General features: G+C 72.1%; 4 protein-coding genes and 1 pseudogene. 4 read left to right on the top strand and 1 reads right to left on the bottom strand.

The window, feature by feature from the left end; all coding sequences use genetic code 11:
* Positions 1-108: 108 nt before the first annotated feature.
* Positions 109-642, bottom strand: a complete 534-nt coding sequence (locus SACHA_RS0106570; RefSeq protein ID WP_019808158.1) for an NUDIX domain-containing protein — start codon at positions 640-642, stop codon at positions 109-111.
* A gap of 87 nt (positions 643-729) precedes the next feature.
* Here SACHA_RS0106570 and nucS point away from each other — a divergent pair, with 87 nt between their 5' ends.
* The 4 genes and pseudogenes from nucS to SACHA_RS26020 all read left to right on the top strand — a co-directional run.
* Entirely contained in the window at positions 730-1,389 is a 660-nt protein-coding gene (gene nucS, locus SACHA_RS0106565) for an endonuclease NucS (RefSeq protein ID WP_020628603.1), read from the top strand.
* An 86-nt stretch (positions 1,390-1,475) separates the two neighbouring features.
* Complete coding sequence (locus SACHA_RS0106560; protein ID WP_083935794.1) at positions 1,476-2,456, top strand: hypothetical protein; 981 nt, start codon at positions 1,476-1,478, stop codon at positions 2,454-2,456.
* A gap of 118 nt (positions 2,457-2,574) precedes the next feature.
* Positions 2,575-3,573 (top strand): annotated as a pseudogene (gene dhaK, locus SACHA_RS20655) (dihydroxyacetone kinase subunit DhaK); the annotation flags it as partial.
* Positions 3,574-3,579: 6 nt separating this feature from the next.
* A partial coding sequence (locus SACHA_RS26020) for a DAK2 domain-containing protein (RefSeq protein ID WP_232211828.1) occupies positions 3,580-3,951 on the top strand: 372 nt, incomplete at its 3' end.

Genomic DNA, 3,951 nt, shown 5'->3' with positions numbered 1-3,951 from the left:
GGGGTCGACACCCGGTGCCCGCGGGGCGGCGCCCGGTACCCGCGGGGCGACGCCCCGTGCCCACGCGCTGTCGTCGGGCGACCGTGGGTCGAACCCGGGCACGACGGATCAGGTGCCGCGCTCCCACAGCAGCAGGAGGGTGTAGGCGGCGATCGACTGGGCGTCGGTGATCTCGCCGCCCGACACCATCACCTCGAACTCCGCGCGGGTGAACCACGCGGTGCGCATGTCCTGCTCCTCGTGCTCGCGGGCGGCCACACCCTGTTCCAAGCCGGTGGCGAGGAAGGCCCGACCGCGTTGACTGGCCAGGCCGGGGGCGACGTCGAGCAGCCCGAGCTCGACCAGTTCCCGCGCGGCGAGCCCGGTCTCCTCCCGCAGCTCCCGTGCGGCCAGCTCGGCCGGGGCGACCGCGTTCCGGCCCGGTGCGGTGCCCTGGGGGAACTCCCACCGACGCAGCCCCAGCGGGTAACGGAACTGTTCGACCAGGTGCAGCCGGTCCCCGTCGAGTGGGATGACGAGCGCGTAGTCCGGCTTGTCGACGACGCCGTAGATGCCGTCGGAGCCGTCGTCGCGGCGGACGGCGTCCTCGCGCACGGTCATCCAGTCGTTCGCGTAAACCTGCCGGGAGCTGCGCTGTTCCATGGCCGTGATTGTCGCGGCGCGGACACCGACGGGACACGCCGGGGACCTGTCGGTGCGCCGTCGGATCCGGTCGCCTAGTCTCTCCGCGTGCGTTTGGTGATCGCCCGGTGCCAGGTCGACTACGCCGGTCGTCTGACGGCCCATCTGCCGATGGCGACCCGGCTGCTGCTCGTGAAGGCGGACGGGTCCGTGTCGGTGCATTCCGACGACCGTGCCTACAAGCCGTTGAACTGGATGAGCCCGCCGTGCTGGCTGATCGAGGACGGTGATCTCTGGATCGTGGAGAACAAGGCGGGGGAGAAGCTCGTCGTCACGATCGACACGGTGTTCGACGAGGTGCGGCACGATCTCGGTGCGGAGCCCGGGCTGGTCAAGGACGGGGTGGAGGCCCACCTGCAGAAGCTGCTCGCCGAGCACATCACCACCCTCGGCACGGGATACTCGCTGGTGCGCCGGGAGTACCCGACCGCCATCGGCCCGGTGGACCTCCTCGCCCGGGACGCGGACGGTGCCTCGGTCGCCGTCGAGATCAAACGCCGGGGGGAGATCGACGGTGTCGAGCAGCTCACCCGGTATTTGGAGTTGTTGAACCGCGACCCGTTGCTGGCCCCGGTCCAGGGCGTGTTCGCCGCGCAGCAGATCCGGCCGCAGGCCCGCACGCTCGCGGAGGACCGCGGCATCCGGTGCGTCACGCTCGACTACGATGCCCTGCGCGGTATCGAGACCGACGACCTCCGGCTGTTCTAGGACCACGGTTCGGCGAGCCCGTCCCGGCCGGTGTTCGGGCCACTCCGCACACGCGACGGTGGGGAGGCGATACCGTGCCCGCCGTGATGAGTCGAGTCCGCCGACAGGGGTCGGTGCTGGGGGTCGTGCTGCTCGGGGTGGTGGCGGGCTGCTCAGGCGAGGATCTGTCCAAGGTGAACTACCAGCGCACCACGGTCCGGGCCGAGGCGCAGGCCGATCAGGGCGAGGTGCCCTCGGGGCCGATCGACGACCCCGCCGTGACGCAGGAGGCGTTGCGCGCGGTGGACCCGTGCGGGTTGCTGAACGGTCCCGCGGTCGCCGGCCTGACCCCGGCGGAGGACGCGCGGGAGGTCGACTGGGGGGTCTGCCGTCGTCCGATGCTCGACGCGGAGGGCAGGCGGGTCGGTATCTGGGTCGATCTCGGGGAGACGAACGCCGGGCCCGCGGACGCGACGGGCGGCGTCGGCGGCCTGCCACTGGTGGAGGTCAGTAACGACGGGGCCTGCTACATGACGGCGGTGACCGAGACCGACCAGGAGCTCGGCATCTCGGTGTGGGCCGACTACGACACCGACGTCGGTGTCGCCTGCGACACCGGGACGTCGGTGCTGCGCGGGGTCGTCGAGGTGTTGCGTACCGGCCCACCCCGGTACCGGGCACCGGCCGGCTCGCTGGTGAACGTCGATCCGTGCACCCTGGTGACGGCCGAGATGTTGGGGCACGCCTTCGACGGCGAGGTGATCCTGCGCCGTACGGGCCTGCACGGCTGCGTGTTCGAGCAGGATCGGGCCACCCTCCGGCTGACCATGCGCGTCGGATACCCGGTCGATCCGGAGGACGGGACCGAGGTCGCGCTCACCGACGGGGTGACCGCGGTGGCCGAGAAGGGTGACGGGGACATGCTCGAGTGCGACCTCTTCTGGCGGCACCGGAAGGTCGCCGAGTACGACGTGGAGCTGGTGGAGCTGTCCTACTACGCCCACCGGGACACGCCCGGGAGCGAGGCGGCCTGTGAGCGGGTCGCCGGGGTCGCCCGGGGGGTCGCGACGGCACTCCCGGCGGCCTGACCGGATCCGCCCGGTCGCCGAACGCTGCCGTCCGGGTGCACATTGACTACGTTGGGACACGGAGGTCGGTGCCACCCGTCCGTACACCGTCGTACGCCGTCGCGCCCCGGAGGTAGCCGTGAAGAAGATCCTCAACGACCCCGAGACGGTGGTCACCGACTCGCTCAGGGGCCTCGCCGCCGCCCACGGCGACCTGCTCCGTGTGCAGTACGAGCCCACGTACGTGGTGCGGGCGGACGTTCCCGAACGGTCCCGGGGCGTCGCGGTGATCTCCGGTGGCGGCTCCGGGCACGAGCCGTTGCACACCGGGTTCGTCGGACACGGGATGCTGCACGCCGCCGTGCCCGGCCCGGTGTTCACCTCCCCCACCCCGGACGCGGTGCAGGCCGCGATCTCGGCCACCACCGGGTCCCCCGGGGGACTGCTGTTGGTGAAGAACTACACCGGCGACGTGCTCAACTTCGAGACGGCGGCGGAGTTGGCCTCCGCCGACGGTCTGGACGTGCGCACGGTGGTCATCGACGACGACGTGGCGGTGTCCGACTCCACCTTCACCGCGGGCAGGCGGGGCGTGGGCGGGACGGTGCTGCTGGAGAAGATCGTCGGCGGCGCCTCCGAACGGGGGGACACGCTCGACGACGTCGAGGCGGTGGCGCGCAAGGTGGTGGACCGGGTGCGCTCGGTCGGTGTGGCGCTGACGGCACCGACCGTGCCGCACGTCGGCGAACCGAGCTTCGAGCTGGGACCCGACGAGATCGAGTTCGGCATCGGCATCCACGGCGAGCCCGGCCGGGAGCGCATCCCCATGGAGAACGCCGAGACCCTCGTCGACCGCATGGTCACCGCCGTGGCCACCGACCTCCCGCTCTCCGGCGGGGACGACGTGCTGCTGTTCACCAACTCGATGGGGGGCACGCCGCCGCTGGAGACCTACCTCGCACACGGCATCGCCGAGCGGAAGCTGGCCGACCGCGGCGTCACTGTCTCCCGGCGGCTCGTCGGCCCGTACATCACCAGTCTGGAGATGCAGGGCCTGAGCATCACCGTGCTCCGGCTCGACCGTGAGCTGTCCGACCTGTGGGACGCCCCCGTGACCACACCCGCACTGCGCTGGGGGGGCGTGATGGCCTGCGGCGCGGACGAGGTCGCCGCGGCGGTGCGGGCCGCGGCGGCGACCGTGGCCGAGCACCGGACGGAACTGACCGACCTGGACCGTCCGATCGGCGACGCCGACCACGGCGAAAACCTGCACCGCGGATTCACGGCGGTGCTCGCGGGGCTGGAGACGGTTCCGGAGACGCCCGGGGCGGTGCTCAAGTTGGCCGCCACGACGCTGATCTCCAAGGTGGGTGGTGCCGCGGGCCCGCTGTACGGGACGGCGTTCCTGCGGGCCGCCACGATCACGGGCGGGACGGAGCGGCTGGACGCCGGGGAACTGGCCGCCGCGCTGCGGGCCGCACTGGACGGTGTCGTCGGCCGGGGCAAGGCCGAGGTC

The organism is Saccharomonospora halophila 8, from assembly GCF_000383775.1.
Classification (GTDB): Bacteria; Actinomycetota; Actinomycetes; order Mycobacteriales; family Pseudonocardiaceae; genus Saccharomonospora; species Saccharomonospora halophila.
The sequence above is the reverse complement of the archived record's forward strand: the minus strand, read 5'-3'. Positions and strand labels throughout refer to the sequence as shown.